This is a genomic window from Peribacillus sp. FSL H8-0477, assembly GCF_038002765.1.
GTDB lineage: Bacteria > Bacillota > Bacilli > Bacillales > DSM-1321 > Peribacillus.
In genome coordinates, this window is record NZ_JBBODE010000002.1 from 1,697,417 (window position 1) to 1,711,924 (window position 14,508).

Here is a 14,508-nt window from a genome sequence, read left to right on the forward strand (position 1 = left end):
GGCGGTAAGGATGGAAGAAATGAAAGCAAGTATGGCAGGTAGTGTATGGAAAATCAATGTATCGGTTGGTGATGAGGTTGTCGAAGGCCAAGATGTTGTCATCCTTGAATCAATGAAGATGGAAATTCCTATTTCAGCAGTGGGAAATGGAGTAGTAACAGCACTAAAAGTTAAGGAAGGCGACTTCGTTAACGAAGGGGACATATTGGTCATTATTGAATAAGGAGGGGATGCAATGAGAAAACAAAAAATACAGATAAAAGAAGTCGGCCCCCGCGATGGCCTGCAAAATGAAGATAAAATCATTGAAACGGCAGATAAAATTGAATGGATTGACCGCCTGTCTAATACGGGATTAACCTATATTGAAATAACATCGTTTGTTCATCCTAAATGGATTCCACAACTGAGTGATGCACGTGAAGTGGCAAAAGCCATCAAACGGTATCAAGGAATTACGTATGCAGCACTGGTGCCCAATATGAAAGGGTTAGTTACTGCGTTAGAAGCAGATATTGATGAAGTATCCGTGTTCATGTCAGCAAGTGAATCGCATAATCAAGCAAATATTAATAAATCCATCGTCGACACGTATCCAATTTTAGAAGAGGTTGTTCAAGGGGCCCTTCAAGGCGGTAAAACGGCTCGAGGCTATATATCTACTGCTTTTGGTTGTCCGTATGAAGGGGAAGTTCCGGTTGAACAGGTTTTTCGAATCTGTGACAAACTGCTTGAAATGGGCGTTCGTGAAGTATCGCTTGGCGACACGATTGGTGCGGCCTCACCGAATCAAATAGAAGACTTTCTGGAATTGGCGCTTAAACGCTACAAATCCACCAATCTAGCTCTGCACTTTCATGATACGCGGGGAATGGCACTCGCCAATGTTCTTGCTGCTCTTGATTACGGAATTGAGACCTTTGATGCAGCACTTGGAGGCCTTGGCGGCTGTCCGTATGCACCGGGAGCAAGTGGGAATGCTGCAACTGAAGACCTGGTTCAAATGTTGAATCAAATGAATATTAACACTGGAATCGATATCCAAAAATTATTGCAAGCTGGTGTATTTATGAGGGATAAACTACAAAAAAATCTACCTAGCCACATGCTTGCTGCCTATACTGCACAAATCAATGAAAACTAAGCCAATATGGGAGGCGAAAGGGTGTTCAATATAATTGAGCTTGAAATTGTCGAGAACGTCGGAATATTGACACTGAATCGTCCAGAAGCGGCTAATGCCTTATCGCTTACTATGCTAAATAGACTAAATGAAACGTTGGAAGAGATTGATAATCTTCAACTGCGCTGTCTAATCATCACTGGCGCTGGTGGACGGGTTTTCTGTGCTGGAGCTGACTTAAAAGAGCGTGCAGGAATGAATGAAATAGAAGTAAAACAAACGGTCTCTCTCATCAGTAAAACGATGACAGCCATTGAACAATTTCCAATGCCGGTGATTGCTGCAATGAATGGTGCAGCTTTTGGCGGAGGCTTGGAACTTGCTCTTGCCTGTGATATCCGTTTGGCAGGAGAGGACTGTAGAATGGGGTTAACAGAAACGTCGCTTGGAATTATCCCTGGGGGCGGCGGTACGCAAAGATTACCTAGAATTGCGGGTGCTGCTGCAGCAAAGGAACTGATCTTTACAGCAAGAAAAATTACGGCTAAGGAGGCTTTGACACTAGGTATCCTTAATAAAGTAGTGCCGTCTGATCAACTTCAACAAACCGCCTTGAATCTAGCGAAAGAAATTGCCCAAAATGCCCCGCTTGCTTTAAAAGCAGCAAAACAAGCTATAAACAGTGGGCTGCAAAGTGATATCACATCAGGATTACAAATGGAAGCAGCATCCTATGAACAGACGATTGCAAGCTATGATCGTACAGAAGGATTACTGGCATTCAGCGAAAAGCGAAAGCCGATTTTTGAGGGCAGATAAATCGAGGAGGAATGCATCATGGCCATTAGTGAAATGAAGACGACCGTCGAAAAGATAAAAAAAGGCGGCGCGGAAAAATATCATCAAAGTAATGCTGAAAAAGGAAAATTATTTGTTAGAGACAGGCTGCAGTTATTATTTGATGAGGGATTGGATATCGAAGATGCTTTCTTTGCTAATTGTTTAAGCAATGGTTTGCCAGCTGACGGAGTAGTCACAGGTGTGGGAACCATAAACGGACAAAGAGTTTGTGTGATGGCCAATGATTCAACAGTAAAAGCGGGATCTTGGGGAGCTAAGACCGTAGAAAAAATCATCCGTATCCAGGAAACGGCTGAAAAACTTCAACTTCCATTGCTTTACCTGGTTGACTCCGCCGGAGCTCGAATTACCGATCAAGTGGAAATGTTCCCAGGACGTCGAGGGGCAGGGCGTATTTTTTATAATCAAGTGAAATTATCGGGTCAAGTCCCGCAAATTTGCTTGTTATTTGGTCCCTCAGCTGCTGGCGGTGCTTACATACCGGCGTTTTGTGACATTGTTGTTATGGTAGAAGGCAATGCCTCTATGTACCTTGGCTCACCTCGTATGGCCGAAATGGTCATTGGTGAAAAAGTCAGTGAAGAAGAGATGGGCGGCGCTAAGATGCATTGTTCGGTTTCTGGATGCGGCGATGTACTTGCTAAAACGGAAGAAGAAGCGATTAGTTTTGCCCGGCGCTATTTATCCTATTTTCCTGCCAATTATCAGCAAAAGCCGATTTGTAAGGAGCCACGTCAGCCTGAAAAGCCGGAGTCGTCAATCGCTGGTTTAATCCCTGCTAATCAAAATGCTGCATTTAATATGAAAGATCTCCTAGCCTGTTTAATTGATGAAGGCAGCTTTTGTGAAATTAAAGAATTGTTCGCAGCAGAACTGATTACGGGTTTGGCACGATTGAACGGGCAATCGATTGGAATTATAGCCAATCAGCCTAGGGTAAAAGGGGGAACACTTTTCCATGATTCTGCCGACAAGGCGGCTAAATTCATTCAGCTTTGTGATGCCTTCCATATACCATTGCTGTTTTTAGCTGATATTCCTGGTTTTATGATTGGGACAAAGGTTGAACAAGCTGGAATTATCCGCCATGGGGCAAAAATGATATCAGCGGTAAGTGAAGCAACTGTTCCCAAGATATCAGTAGTTGTTCGTAAAGCATATGGAGCCGGACTTTATGCCATGGCAGGACCAGCATTTGAACCGGATTGCTGCCTTGCATTGCCTACTGCATCCATTGCAGTTATGGGACCAGAGGCTGCTGTAAATGCTGTGTATGCAAAGAAAATCCAAGAGCTGCCTGTGGAAGAACGAGCTTCGTTCATTGAACTTAAACGTAATGAATACAAAGAAGACATAGACATTTATCGTTTAGCGTCGGAAATGGTGATTGATGGGATTGTTCAACCAGAGGACCTGCGTCAAGAGTTAATCACTCGTTTTGCCGCTTATGGATCCAAAGAACTAAGGTTTACACATCGCAAGCATGGTGTAAATCCAGTCTGAATAGTATCAAAAAAGTCCGGTCATAGAACCGGACTTTTTTGACCCCTTTACGGCGTAGTAGAATCACTCCAATAAGGATAGGATAGTTATTAATAGATTAATGAAGCTAAATGGTTTCCAAGTAATCGTAATAAAGGTACAATGTGAGGAGATTAATCTAGTCGAAATGATACCGAAATTACCGATAATTGTTAAATTACGGTCCGCAAATGGGTAGCAGCTTCTTTGGGAGGATACTTTTTTATGTCAACGAATTACATAGACGACAGCTTAGGATTACACACAGATCTTTATCAAATCAACATGGCCCAAACGTATTGGGAGGATAACATCCACCAAAAAAATGCGGTGTTTGAGGTGTTTTTTAGAAAACTTCCTTTTCACAGCGGCTATGCCGTTTTTGCTGGACTCGAAAAAATTATTCAGTATATTGAGAATTTTTCATTCTCAGAAAGTGATATTGAGTATTTACGAAAGGAGTTAGGGTTTAAAGAGGAATTTTTAAACTTCCTTCGTGATTTAACCTTTACCGGAAATATCCGCTGTATGAAAGAAGGGGAATTGGTTTTCGCTAACGAACCTATACTTAGAGTGGAAGCACCACTGGCACAAGCACAGCTTATTGAAACGGCCCTTTTGAATATCATTAATTATCAAACACTGGTAGCTACAAAAGCATCAAGAATTAAACAAATCATAGGTGATGAATCTGCTCTGGAATTCGGATCGCGCCGCGCTCAGGAAATGGATGCAGCTATTTGGGGAGCACGTGCGGCCTTTGTTGCTGGTTTTGAGTCCACGAGTAATGTTCGGGCAGGGAAGCTATTCGGTATTCCTGTTTCAGGCACGCATTCTCATGCGATGATTCAGACATATAAAGACGAATACACAGCGTTCCATAAATATGCCAGTACTCACAAGGACTGCGTGTTTCTTGTTGATACTTATGATACACTGCGGTCGGGAATCCCGAATGCCATTCGGGTTGCGAAGGAACTGGGCGATAAGATTAATTTTATTGGAGTACGCCTTGATAGTGGAGACCTTGCTTATTTATCAAAAATTGCACGAGAAATGCTGGATAAGGCCGGCTTTACTCATGCAAAAGTGATTGCTTCAAATGATCTTGATGAGTACACGATTATCAATTTGAAACAACAGGGTGCCCGGATTGATGTATGGGGAATTGGTACGAAGCTTATTACTGCCTATGATCAGCCTGCACTTGGTGCCGTTTATAAAATGGTTTCAATTGAAGATGAAAAAGGGAATATGATTGATACCATCAAAATTTCTTCAAACCCAGAAAAGGTCAGTACACCAGGATTAAAAAGGGTATACCGCATTATAAATAAGATGAACGGACATTCAGAGGGTGATTACATTGCGATGGAAGATGAGTCGCCGCAGGATGAAGAGAAATTACGCCTGTTCCATCCGGTTCATACTTTTTTAAGTAAGTTTGTCACAGATTACGAAGCAGTTGATCTGCACGAAGATATCTATCAATCAGGAAAACGGATCTATCAACTTCCTGCAATCGAAGAAATCAGGGAATTTGCCAGCCGTAATTTAGAGCTGTTATGGCCAGAATATTTGAGAACCCTAAATCCTGAAGAATATCCAGTCGATTTAAGCCAAAAATGCTGGGATACGAAAATGCGAAATATTGATGAAGTTAAGTTGAATGTAGAAAGAGCACTTTTAAAGATATAGAAGTGTTACTAATACAGAAAAGAGGGTTTAGTATGCGTCCATTACAAAAAGAAATCGTAACAAAGCTGTTGGTACAGCCAACCATTGATCCCAAAGCAGAATTCAGAAAAAGTGTGGACTTTTTAAAAGACTATTTGAAGAAATATTCTTTTCTTAAAAGCCTAATTCTGGGCATATCTGGGGGTCAAGATTCAACACTAGCAGGCTATATGGCTCAAACGGCTGTTAATGAATTAAATGAAGAAACTGGCGGCGGCTATCAGTTTATTGCTGTAAGCTTGCCGTACGGAGTTCAAGCAGATGAAGCAGACCGCGCCTTGGCACTTAAGTTTATACAGCCAACTAAAACAGTGACGGTTAATATTAAGCCAAGTGTAGATGCTTCTGTAAATGCGGTTGAAGAAGCAACAGGAGAACAAATGTCGCATTTCCTCAAAGGAAATGTGAAAGCGCGTGAACGGATGAAGGTCCAATATGATTTAGCTGGTTTGTATCATGGGGTGGTATTAGGGACCGATCATGCAGCAGAAGCCATTACTGGATTTTTCACGAAACATGGTGATGGAGCAGCAGACTTGATTCCATTATATCGCTTAAACAAAAGACAAGGCCGGGCTATATTAAAATACCTTCAAGCTCCTGAAAGGCTGTATACAAAGATTCCTACAGCTGACCTTGAAGACGATAAGCCTCTTGTTCCCGATGAAGTCGCACTCGGCGTTTCATATGAAGACATTGACAATTATCTTGAAGGCAAAGAGATACGTACAGAAGCAGCTGAAATTATTGAAGGCTGGTATACAAAGACTGAACATAAACGTAATGAAGCAATCTCTGTTTTAGATACATGGTGGAAGTAAGAGAAAAGTAGTCCTGGAGATCTCTTGGAATGGGGATCTTCAGGACTTTTCTTTATTCTTTTACGGCAGGGTGTAACGTTTTTATTTGATGTAGGGCTGTTGGATTATCAATTGACGTTAAGTCGCCAGTATCTTTTTGAAGAAAGGCAGCTTTAATGACTCTACGTAGTATTTTCCCATTTTTTGTTTTTGGCAGCTCTGATACCTGATAAATCATCGATGGCAGTAAAGCTTTTCCTAGCTGCCTTTCAATCTGCTTCAATAATTCTTGTTTTAGTTCAGGTGTTAACAATAAGTTGTGCTGTAATACGACAAAACAAACAGCAGTTTCACCCTTAACTGGATCAGGAACACCGATTGTGGCAGATTCAAGAACGTCTTCGTGCGCAGCCAAAATGGATTCAAGCTCTGAAGGGCCTAGACGTTTTCCAGCAACATTCAAAATATCATCAGAACGACCTGTAATCGTCCAAAAACCTTGTTCATCCATAATCGCCCAATCTCCATGTACCCAAGTATCAGGCCATCGGCTCCAGTAAGTTTCTTCATATCTTTCGTTTTCATTCCAGAATCCGTTCGTCATCCCAACCCATGGCTTGCCTATCACCAATTCGCCAACCTGACTTATGACAGACTCTGCTTGCTCATTATATACGTGTGCATCCATACCTGGGAGCGGGGAGTTAAACGTAATGGGAGAAATTGGTTTCACTAATACATTTCCAAGAATACCTCCGGAAATTTCAGTTCCTCCAGAATAATTGACGATAGGAATCCTTTTTTTTCCGATTGTTTCAAATAACCACATCCAAGGTTCGAGATTCCAAGGTTCACCAGAGGACCCAATCACTCTAAGATTTTCTAAATTAAACGAATCAGCAGAGCTGGTGCTATCCTTCATTAAGCTTCGAACAAGTGTTGGAGAAATACCTAGATGTGTAACAGAGTGGTCAGCAGTAATGTTCCAAATCCTATCGGCATTTGGGTAATCAGGCGTTCCTTCGAATAATAGAATGGCTGAACCGTTAATCAATCCACCGAAGATTAGAAATGGACCCATCATCCAGCCCATATCCGTATACCAGAAAAGCGTGTCGCCAGGTTTAACATCCATACAGATCCCAGCGTCAAAAGCTGCCTTAATCGGGAAGCCTGCGTGTGTATGAACGGCTCCTTTAGGCTTTCCAGTGGTACCAGAGGTATAAATAAGCATCAGAGGATCGTCGCCATATGTATCAACTGTTTTGGAAGGGCTTACATTATTGCGCATATCGCTCCACTCTTGATCACGTCCCTGCGTCCAGGGTATCTCTTGACCTGTCCGCCGAATCACGATTACTTTTTCGATAGTCGGCGAGAGAGAAACTGCTCGGTCGCATTCTTTTTTCATATTGACAACTTTACCACGTCTGAAGAATCCGTCAGCGGTTATCAAAAATTTTGCCTGTGAAGCATCAATTCTAGCGGCAACCGCTTCTGCGCCATACCCAGAAAATACCGGTGAAAAAATAGCCCCAATTTTTGCAATCGCTAGGATGGATATGACTGTTTCAGAGATCATAGGTAAATAAATGGTGACGACATCCCCGCGCTTAATGCCTGTTGCTAAAAGACCAGCTGCAGTCCGTTCAACTTCATTCATCAGTTCCTCAAAGGTAAATGTCTGTTCACTCCCATCATCACCTACCCAAATTACCGCTTTATTTCCTTTTGTTTGCTCATTCTTTGCCCATTTCTCTACTGAATTTGTATAAATATTCATTTTTCCGCCAGTAAACCACCTAGGGTATTTAACTCCGTTTGTGAGATCAAGTGTTGTTTGATAGGGGGTATCCCAAAGTATTCCAAGCTCTTTAACCGCTTCATCCCAGAACCAGGAAGTGTCAACAATTGATCTTTGGAAAAATGCATCGTAATTCGTCAAACCAGCTTTGTTCATCCATTGATATAATCTTGTTTGTTGAATGTAATCTTCTTTTGGAAACCATACTGCTTCATTGGCGCACATGAGTAACCTCCTTATATTTTCTGAAAATTCTTTTCGTTCTGATAATTACATTATATAATAGATGGAAATGTAATGGTAATAAAAGCGATGTGGAAAAACCTAATAAAGGAGCTTTAATGAATAAATATATTCTATTTCTGGACTTGTTATTTTATCTCGCATTGCCGCTGCTTATCTGGAATTATGGAAGAGTATATATGGGTGATTATACGGCCATTCTTGTATCTTCTTCTGTTGGAATCCTCTATAGTATTTACCGTTTTTATACGATGAAAAAAGTAAGCTTTACTGGGATGTATATTTTGATTTCGTTGCTTATTAAAATTTTTATCGAGTTTTTTGCGGGATCAGCACTGCAGCTTCTCTGGAATCATATTTATTATGATTTCGTAACGGCGTTATTTTTTTTAGTAACAATAGTTATTAAAAAACCTGCCTCTTTATATCTCACACTTGATATTGTTGAGTTACAAGGGAATGATCGGGCCCTGATGAAAGATTTATTTTATAGAGGAAGAATCTTTAGCGTCTTTAACGTAATTACCCTCGTTTTTTGCTTTCGAGAATTAGTCCTAGCTGTTACAAGAATCATCCTAGTCGGCCGGTTCGGAGTAGACGCCTATGATGAAGGAATTATTTATCAACAAGTCATCAGTTGGATTTTTACGATTATTGCGGGGGTGGGGTTTATTTATGTTTATAAACTTCTAGGTCCCGAAACGAGAGAGAATCCGAAGTGAAGAAAAGAAAATAGCCTATCCATAACGAATAGATTCGATACGGATAGGCTATTTATCTAATAGGCAGTTCGATGTAAAAAGAGGTGCCATGTTGATTACTTCTTGCAGTCAGCAAACCAGAGTGGTTTTCAATAATTTTCTTTGAAACGGATAATCCAAGCCCAGTACCGTAGTCTTTAGTGGAGAAAAACGGTTCGAAAATGTTTGCGAAAACCTCTGGACTAATTCCTGTTCCATTATCGGCAAAAATAAACTGTAGATAATTTTCTTCTCCTTGAGCCTGAATCGTGATCTTTAATTTCTCATTATTTACTGCTTGGATTGAGTTTTGCATAAGGTTCATGAACACCTGTAAGAGTTCTTCACGATCACCCATAAAGAACAAATCATCAATGTTTTGATTAATTTCCAACTGTAAGTCGACGTTATAAAGCGTGGCCTGTGTCTGAAGAAAGGTGATTAAGTAATCGTTAAAAAAATAACCGGCATTCATCCATTCCATATTTGTCTGCGCGGGCTTAGCAATCGCCAAAAAGTCTGTGATAATCTTATTAGCACGATCGATTTCAGGAATTAATAACTCGGAAAATAAATTGGAAACCTTTGGATCGACCTTGCTTTGGAGCAATTGTAAATACCCTCTAACTGTGGTGAGCGGATTACGGATTTCATGGGCAATTCCGGCTGCAATTCTCCCGGCTACCGCTTGTTTTTCAGCTTCCTTAATTGATTTCAGGTAATAAAACACACCTATGACCCGGTTAATGGAACCATCAGAATTGTGAATGAGTTTGGTATTTACTTTATAATAATTTCGATCGAGAACTTCTCTATCGATAACTTCCTGATTCGTGCGCAGTGATTCAAGAATAATGATTTTCTCATCAGGAATTTTGATTAAATCTCTAATGTGCCGCCCAACCATGCTGCCTTTTGCTTCACCATGATCAATAGCCGCCTGATCATTACAGAAAGTCATAATCCCGTCACTATCCAGAAAAACGATATGATACGGAATTAAATTTAAAATCGGGGCTACGAATAATTCGATTTCCTTAAAAGGGATAATCTCAGGCATAATATTGAGCTTACTGTATTCAATTTCATTACTAGCTCCGATGCTCAAGGGGTGACCATCAACTTTATTAATCGTATATCCATCTTTATGCTGGAACGTAAAACTCACTGGGAGGTCAGTTAGTAACTCCTGCAGCATCTGATTTTCTTTTTTTAATTGTTCCAACTTATAATAGTCCGTGTTATTTTTCATTTGTATCTGTACACCTCTACGCTAAAAAATCCCCTGTCTCATCTATATAACGCGAATGTTTATAACTTCTTGGGGTAATTTCCTTTATTTTCTCTAACTATTCTTCTATTTTACTAGAAAACGAGAAAAATAAACAATAAAATACAAAATTCTTCCTTTAATAGAGGATTTATTTTAAAAGCAATCGCTCTCATACATCTTTTTAAAATGAGTGTTATAATAAAAAGGATAATGGAATATTTTTGAAACATCTTTCAGTTTTTAGAGTCATGGCCTATTGGTCTATATGTCTTCTATATAGGAAAGGTGTTTTTTTATGTTTTACAAGAGGAACATGGAAGGGAAAGTGAAATGAAAAAAACGGCGCTTATTTATTGTGAAAATCATTTTGGAACAATGGATGGAAAAACGGCAAACGGATTGATAAGAAGTTCAGGTAAATACCAAATTGTTGGTGTAATTGATCGTTCAAAGGCTGGAATGGATACAGGTGAAGTCCTTGAGGGAGTGAAAAATGGAATTCCATTTTTTTCAACACTTGAGGATGCTGTAGGAAGCTTGACTAGTATACCGAATCAATTCATCTATGGTATGGCTCCATCTGAAGGATTTTTAAAAGAAAATGAAAGAAATATTGTATTGAAGGCAATGGAGTATGGGATGAATGTCGTAAACCCTCTTCATGAATTTTTTACAGCAGATGAAGAATTTATAAATGCCTCTATAAAGTATGGCGTTGAAATAGTCGATGTTAGAAAGCCGCCGTTGAAAAAAGATATGCATCTTTTTTCAGGAAGAATTTTAGCCATTGATACTCCGGTTGTGGCAGTGCTCGGAACGGACAGTGCAGTTGGGAAAAGAACGACATCTGTGATCCTTGAAGCTGCACTCCTGAAAATGGGATTAAAGGTTGCTTTTGTAGCAACAGGACAGACCGGACTCATCCAAGGTGCAAAATATGGTGTGGCCATCGACGCAATACCTTCGCAATTTATGACAGGTGAAATTGAAAATGAAGTTATGAAAGCGTATACGAATGACCAACCTGACATTATTCTGGTTGAAGGACAAGGAGCACTAAGTCATCCGGCTTATATAAGTTCTTGTGGGATTATCAGGGGATCAAGACCAGGAGCCGTAATCATTCAGCATCCACCAAAGCGAGAAAACTTAGGTGACTTTAGCTTTATGAAAATGCCAACCATTAAAAGCGAGATTGAGCTGATTGAAAATTTTTCAAGCGCAAAAGTCATAGCTATTACGATCAACCATGAAAATATGTCAGATCAAGAAATTACGGATGTGATTGTTGAATATGAAGATCAACTTAATCTTCCAACGACGGATGTCCTCAAATATGGATGTGATAAACTGATAGCCAGCATCTTTGAGACCTTTCCATTATTAAAAAATAAAACAAAGAAACAACTAGTCACTTGAATCATTCTATTGCACCAAGGATTGAAATCAACACAGTTAAAATTGGCCATAATGTAGAAGCTCTTCTCAATCTGTATGGATCTAAAGGGATTGACATCATTGGCGTGACCAAAGGTGTCTGTGGATCCCCGGAAATTGCAAAGGTCTTCGTCGATAAGGGCATCCATCTTCTTGGAGACTCCAATATAAAAAATCTAAAGAAAATGCGTGAAGCGAATATAAAAGCAGAATTCGTTTTATTAAGAACACCAGCGTTAAGTGAAATCGATTCTGTCATTAAATATGCAGATATTAGCCTTAATACTGAGCTGGCTATTATAAAAAGCCTTTCCGCTGAAGCCAAGAAGGAAAACGTTGTTCATAAAATTATTCTCATGATAGAAATGGGTGATTTGAGAGAAGGGATTATGTCCGAAAATCTTGATGAATTCATAGCTGAAGTTCTGAAACTACCCCATATTAATCTGATAGGAATTGGGGCAAACTTTGCTTGCTTTGGAGGGGTGAAACCCACAAATGATAAAATGAAGGAATTATCATCATTAAGTCAAGAAATTGAAAAAAAGTTTTCTCTATCACTCACTTATATTTCTGGAGGAAACTCTGCTAATTATAGTTGGTTTAAGACGACTGAAAATATCGGACATATTAATAACTTGCGAGTTGGAGAGTCTATTTTATTAGGAAAAGAAACGCTACACCGAATGAACATCCCCGGATTATTTACAGATGCCTTTACCTTTATTTCAGAAGTGATAGAATCAAAAATCAAACCTTCTGTTCCTTATGGAGAAATTGCCCAAAACACATTAGGACAAACACCGCACTTTGAAGACAGAGGAAAAATTAGAAGAGCGATTCTTGGAGTAGGATTTCAAGATGTACAAGTGTCTGGACTAAGGCCTAAGGTAGATGTAGAGATTATTGGTTCAAGTAGTGATCATACGGTTGTAGATGCGAAGAAGATAGATTTACAAGTAGGAGATGAGGTTCCGTTCTCACTCAATTATTCGGCACTTCTGTCAGTCATGAGCTCACCTAATGTTTCTAAACAATATATTCATAGCCTATGAAAAGACCATCGGGCATTAGAAAAAGTACCTCATTCTAAAAATGAGGTACTTTTTTTACTCTTTTTTCAACATGCTTCTTCCTTGCATAAGAATTTCTCTATTTCTGCTAATAATATCGGCATTTTCCGACTTAATATGATCAATAATAAGTTCGTTATCTTCCATATAGTCGAGTAATAATTCAACAGCTTTTTCTGCTAATTGATCTGTAGATACATTTCGATCTTCAGCTAATCGAGAAAGCCTTTTGCTCAATTTAGATGGTATAGAAGCATTTATTGGTACACGGTTTTCAGCACTCATATGTAAGCTCCTTTGACATTATTAATACAGTATATGTTGGAAAATTATATAAGTCAAAATAAGTGGAAAAAGAAGAAAAGTCAATAGGATTTTGTGATCATTTAAGTATAAAGAGAATAGCCTTTCAATTATTTATTTTGTGTCGATAGCTGCGCTTTTATCTATGTAGGTATTCTTCTTGAGTCATGCTATAGTTGGTAAAAATAACCAATAATGGAGGATGAGTATTGAAAAAAGCCGCTTTTATAGTATTGACACTATTCTTATTATCATTTTCGTTTCAAGGGTATGCAGAGGCAACAGATGAACAAATCCTAAATAAAAGAAGTCAAATTCAGGAGACAATAAGTAAGGCTCCATCCGTCAAGTTAGCATTAGTAAATCAATCTAAGTTTAAACAATCCTTGAACGGCGATGATGTCCGTTATGAAAAAGAACCGAATGACAGCTTTGATACGGCTAATAATCATAATATAAAGTATTATCTTGCCGGCACATTAGATTATAACGATATTGATCTATTTAGAGTGAAAATACCCAAAGATGGAAACTATGTTTTGGCAGGAGCAAGTGCAGAAGATAGCCTGCTCGATTTGGGGTTTGGTTTGATCAATCCCAAAACAGAAGAGTTTATTGAACCTTTTGGGTACGATGAAGACGGAAAGGCGAGAGCACTAGGCTATACACTAGAAGCGGGGACATATTATCTAGCAGCACTGGATTTAGTAAATGCGGGATTCGGAGAAGCATACATCCTCAAATTATCAAGTATGAATGATTTAGATACAAAAGCTCCAGCAAGACCAAAAGTCAATAAGATAGATGACAATGATACAAGGGTTACTGGAACAGCTGAAGCTAATTCTTATATTTGGATACAAGCAGGCGAAGAGTGGATTAGTACAGAAGGTAAAACCAATTCACGTGGTAAGTTTTCTGTTAAAATACCTCGACAAAAAGCAGGGACGTTTATTGCTGTTTGTGCCTTTGATCAGACTGGGAATCAAAGTAAGTTCACTGAACAGTGGGTCATTGATAAAACAGCACCAAAGACATTAACCGTTACTAAAATCACTGCTAAAACGACGAATGTAAGAGGGAAGACAGAAGCAAAAGCTCGTGTGCAAATTAAATTAGGAACAAAAATCCTCGGGAAAACAACGGCTGATAAAAAAGGCAACTATAAGGTGAAAATTGCTAAACAGATAAAAGGAAAAAAACTAACGATCCAAGCAAGTGATAAAGCAAATAATACGAAAAAGATATCTGTTACTGTAAAATAACCTAACCCCAATAGCCTTCCTACACTAAAAATGTAGGAAGGCTATTGGACAATTAATACCTATGAAACCATCATATAAACAGACCTTTTGAGGATCTAGGTTATGTCTCTCAAAGGCTTTTTTAGCTTTGTTGTAGAAAATCTGCGGTGGGATTTTCGAAATCATATAGTGGAACCTACCACCTTTGGTTACATTATTTTTATCTGATTTGGATTTTTATGTTAAAATAAGAGTAAATTTGTGAAGGTTTACACGTAAAAGGATATTAATACTATATGTATCTATAAATTAATGATCGCATATCTAAATGATTGGCTGAAAAAATATT

The 14,508-nt window shown here is 39.1% G+C and carries 13 protein-coding genes; 10 read left to right on the forward strand and 3 right to left on the reverse strand.

The features are described from left to right. Nucleotides 1-10 precede the first annotated feature (10 nt). From MHI18_RS20025 to nadE, 6 genes are all read left to right on the forward strand, one after another. On the forward strand, nt 11-223 hold the full coding sequence (locus MHI18_RS20025; RefSeq protein ID WP_340850048.1) for an acetyl-CoA carboxylase biotin carboxyl carrier protein subunit: 213 nt from the start codon (nt 11-13) through the stop codon (nt 221-223). A 12-nt stretch (nt 224-235) separates the two neighbouring features. After that, the gene (locus MHI18_RS20030; protein WP_340850050.1) at nt 236-1,144 is read left to right on the forward strand and encodes a hydroxymethylglutaryl-CoA lyase; all 909 of its coding nucleotides are present in this window, start codon (nt 236-238) and stop codon (nt 1,142-1,144) included. A gap of 21 nt (nt 1,145-1,165) precedes the next feature. Further along, on the forward strand, nt 1,166-1,942 hold the full coding sequence (locus tag MHI18_RS20035; protein WP_445670025.1) for an enoyl-CoA hydratase-related protein: 777 nt from the start codon (nt 1,166-1,168) through the stop codon (nt 1,940-1,942). A gap of 18 nt (nt 1,943-1,960) precedes the next feature. Next, a complete protein-coding gene (locus tag MHI18_RS20040) occupies nt 1,961-3,487 on the forward strand; it encodes an acyl-CoA carboxylase subunit beta (RefSeq protein ID WP_340850052.1) in 1,527 nt (508 codons plus the stop codon). Nucleotides 3,488-3,730: 243 nt separating this feature from the next. Beyond that, nucleotides 3,731-5,203, forward strand: a complete 1,473-nt coding sequence (locus MHI18_RS20045; protein ID WP_340850053.1) for a nicotinate phosphoribosyltransferase — start codon at nt 3,731-3,733, stop codon at nt 5,201-5,203. A 32-nt stretch (nt 5,204-5,235) separates the two neighbouring features. Then, entirely contained in the window at nt 5,236-6,063 is an 828-nt protein-coding gene (nadE, locus tag MHI18_RS20050; RefSeq protein WP_340850054.1) for an ammonia-dependent NAD(+) synthetase, read from the forward strand. A gap of 52 nt (nt 6,064-6,115) precedes the next feature. Here nadE and MHI18_RS20055 read toward each other — a convergent pair whose 3' ends face one another. After that, on the reverse strand, nt 6,116-8,071 hold the full coding sequence (locus MHI18_RS20055; protein ID WP_340850055.1) for an AMP-binding protein: 1,956 nt from the start codon (nt 8,069-8,071) through the stop codon (nt 6,116-6,118). A 116-nt stretch (nt 8,072-8,187) separates the two neighbouring features. On the opposite strand from MHI18_RS20055, the gene MHI18_RS20060 reads away from it, so the two are divergent. Further along, the gene (locus MHI18_RS20060; RefSeq protein WP_340850056.1) at nt 8,188-8,811 is read left to right on the forward strand and encodes a VC0807 family protein; all 624 of its coding nucleotides are present in this window, start codon (nt 8,188-8,190) and stop codon (nt 8,809-8,811) included. Nucleotides 8,812-8,863: 52 nt separating this feature from the next. Here the strand turns inward: MHI18_RS20060 and MHI18_RS20065 are convergent, their stop codons facing one another. Continuing rightward, nucleotides 8,864-10,081 carry an ATP-binding protein gene (locus MHI18_RS20065; protein ID WP_340850058.1) on the reverse strand — a complete coding sequence of 406 codons (1,218 nt, stop codon included), beginning with the start codon at nt 10,079-10,081 and terminating at the stop codon, nt 8,864-8,866. A 351-nt stretch (nt 10,082-10,432) separates the two neighbouring features. Between MHI18_RS20065 and MHI18_RS20070 the strand changes: the two genes are divergently transcribed. Together MHI18_RS20070 and MHI18_RS20075 are read left to right on the forward strand one after the other, a co-directional pair. After that, nucleotides 10,433-11,521: a DUF1611 domain-containing protein gene (locus MHI18_RS20070; protein ID WP_340850059.1), complete on the forward strand. Its 1,089-nt coding sequence runs from the start codon at nt 10,433-10,435 to the stop codon at nt 11,519-11,521. Further along, complete coding sequence (locus tag MHI18_RS20075) at nt 11,518-12,594, forward strand: alanine/ornithine racemase family PLP-dependent enzyme (RefSeq protein WP_340850060.1); 1,077 nt, start codon at nt 11,518-11,520, stop codon at nt 12,592-12,594. Before MHI18_RS20070 ends, MHI18_RS20075 begins: the two co-directional genes overlap by 4 nt. 54 nt (nt 12,595-12,648) lie before the next feature. Here the strand turns inward: MHI18_RS20075 and MHI18_RS20080 are convergent, their stop codons facing one another. Beyond that, the gene (locus MHI18_RS20080; protein ID WP_340850062.1) at nt 12,649-12,897 is read right to left on the reverse strand and encodes a hypothetical protein; all 249 of its coding nucleotides are present in this window, start codon (nt 12,895-12,897) and stop codon (nt 12,649-12,651) included. A gap of 227 nt (nt 12,898-13,124) precedes the next feature. On the opposite strand from MHI18_RS20080, the gene MHI18_RS20085 reads away from it, so the two are divergent. Further along, nucleotides 13,125-14,180, forward strand: a complete 1,056-nt coding sequence (locus MHI18_RS20085) for an Ig-like domain-containing protein (protein ID WP_340850064.1) — start codon at nt 13,125-13,127, stop codon at nt 14,178-14,180. The last annotated feature ends 328 nt before the right edge of the window (nt 14,181-14,508 follow it).

What these genes read in the sequence shown, in the direction of transcription:
- MHI18_RS20025 (WP_340850048.1), top strand. Translation starts at nt 11, where the DNA reads ATGGAAGAAATGAAAGCAAGTATGGCAGGTAGTGTATGGAAAATCAAT.
- MHI18_RS20030 (WP_340850050.1), top strand. Translation starts at nt 236, where the DNA reads ATGAGAAAACAAAAAATACAGATAAAAGAAGTCGGCCCCCGCGATGGC.
- MHI18_RS20040 (WP_340850052.1), top strand. Translation starts at nt 1,961, where the DNA reads ATGGCCATTAGTGAAATGAAGACGACCGTCGAAAAGATAAAAAAAGGC.
- MHI18_RS20045 (WP_340850053.1), top strand. Translation starts at nt 3,731, where the DNA reads ATGTCAACGAATTACATAGACGACAGCTTAGGATTACACACAGATCTT.
- nadE (WP_340850054.1), top strand. Translation starts at nt 5,236, where the DNA reads ATGCGTCCATTACAAAAAGAAATCGTAACAAAGCTGTTGGTACAGCCA.
- MHI18_RS20055 (WP_340850055.1), bottom strand. Translation starts at nt 8,071, where the DNA reads ATGTGCGCCAATGAAGCAGTATGGTTTCCAAAAGAAGATTACATTCAA.
- MHI18_RS20060 (WP_340850056.1), top strand. Translation starts at nt 8,188, where the DNA reads ATGAATAAATATATTCTATTTCTGGACTTGTTATTTTATCTCGCATTG.
- MHI18_RS20065 (WP_340850058.1), bottom strand. Translation starts at nt 10,081, where the DNA reads ATGAAAAATAACACGGACTATTATAAGTTGGAACAATTAAAAAAAGAA.
- MHI18_RS20070 (WP_340850059.1), top strand. Translation starts at nt 10,433, where the DNA reads ATGAAAAAAACGGCGCTTATTTATTGTGAAAATCATTTTGGAACAATG.
- MHI18_RS20080 (WP_340850062.1), bottom strand. Translation starts at nt 12,897, where the DNA reads ATGAGTGCTGAAAACCGTGTACCAATAAATGCTTCTATACCATCTAAA.